Origin of the sequence: Campylobacter concisus, assembly GCF_902460595.1 — a bacterium.
GTDB lineage: Bacteria > Campylobacterota > Campylobacteria > Campylobacterales > Campylobacteraceae > Campylobacter_A > Campylobacter_A concisus_BL.
The window spans coordinates 1-1,523 of the sequence record NZ_CABPVA010000032.1 but is presented as its reverse complement, the minus strand read 5'-3'; the positions used below and the strand labels follow the sequence as shown (position 1 = coordinate 1,523).

The window sequence follows — 1,523 nt, the reverse complement described above, 5'->3', positions numbered from 1 at the left end:
TTAAAGGTAAGAGTTTTTTATTAATTTGACAAGAACGCCCAATTTGCAGGGGCGGACGCCCTGCAAATCTGGGCTTCTATTGTTAAAGGCTACTCTAAAATTATATCACTTAGGGCGGAGCTTCGCCCCTAATGTGCCACACTTATGGGGTAATAACCCCATACCCCAGCTTTTTTTATTGATTGCAGGATAGGCTTTAACGCCAAAAATGTCCGACAAAATTATTGTTAAAAAATATGTTTTTATTCTAGGCGAGCATACTCAAGGTAATACCTTGAAACTCGCAAGGGGATATCCCCTTGACCCCTTAAAAAGGGGGCACTTGTCAAATTAATAAAAAAATGCCAGTTTTAAGGAAGCGATTATGCGAATAGTTTTGGCTGCTTATCTTCTGCAGATTTAAGAGCAATAAATTTCTTGTATTCGTCGGAATTTTCAATAAGTAAATTTATAAAATCATTAGCAGTAAAATCATCTCTATTTTTAAAATACTCTTTTAAAAAATCTTGTATAACTTTAGGAACTCTAACACTGCGTATTACGCTTTGTTCGTGCTTCTTAGGAAACCCCATTTTTAACCTTTCTTGTGTCGTATAGATCGCAATAAAGCGTCAAAGTGTATCGTATTATTTTCGGCTACTTCTATTCGCTCCCAAATACCTTCAGCATCGAGATAGTCCATTAAATCGGAATATTCAGACAAATAATTACCGCGAATAATATCTCTAATCTCTTTTTTGATTTTTGATACTTCGCTTCTTGTAAGTTCAACATAATCACTAATTTTAAAGCCGTTAAGGCACTTTATTTCGCTTTCATCATATTGGTGCTTCTCTGGGTTGTCCTTGTGTGTAAAATAACGATAATAGCCCCTTATTTGCTCTAAAGCTATCGGAATAGGTGCATTTAATTTATCAGTTAGACGCTTTACAACATTAAAAGACGTTGGACCACCATAACAAATTATAAAATGATAATGTGCCTTTTTCTCGTGTTCATCAGCATTCAAATCTTTATCGTGCAGCGGTGAAATAGCAATCGGTGCGCCTGTTTCTTGTAATATTTCAAGCCAGTTGGCTGGCATACTTTCAGGGTATGCAACAAAAGCCCAATTTCTCTTTTTGACATTTTTATTGTCTTGTGACATAATTTAACCTCCAAACGGGAATAAAGAGAACCAGATTTTAAAAAGGTGTTTCGGGTTCTCTTTTTTTTTGATATTTGAATTGTAATACAAGAAAACTTAAATAAAACTTATGGCACAAAGCACAAAGCACCCATTGGGGGGTGTCGTAGTAACCCCCCAATTTAAAATAAAAATTAGCTTATTTTTATAATTTTTTAAGTTTAGAGTTACATTATAAGATTTAGCGCTATTAGTGCAAAACCTTAAAGGTAAGAGTTTTTTATTAATTTGACAAGAACGCCCAATTTGCAGGGGCGGACGCCCTGCAAATCTGGGCTTCTATTGTTAAAGGCTACTCTAAAATTATATCACTTAGGGCGGAGCTTCGCCCCTAATG

Annotated in this window: 2 protein-coding genes; both read right to left on the bottom strand. The window is 35.5% G+C overall.

The features are described 5' to 3' along the window. Positions 1-362: 362 nt before the first annotated feature. Entirely contained in the window at positions 363-572 is a 210-nt protein-coding gene (locus tag F3G86_RS10145) for a hypothetical protein (protein WP_103594583.1), read from the bottom strand. Positions 573-574: 2 nt separating this feature from the next. Beyond that, positions 575-1,147: a replication protein gene (locus F3G86_RS10140; protein WP_149723777.1), complete on the bottom strand. Its 573-nt coding sequence runs from the start codon at positions 1,145-1,147 to the stop codon at positions 575-577. Positions 1,148-1,523 lie beyond the last annotated feature (376 nt).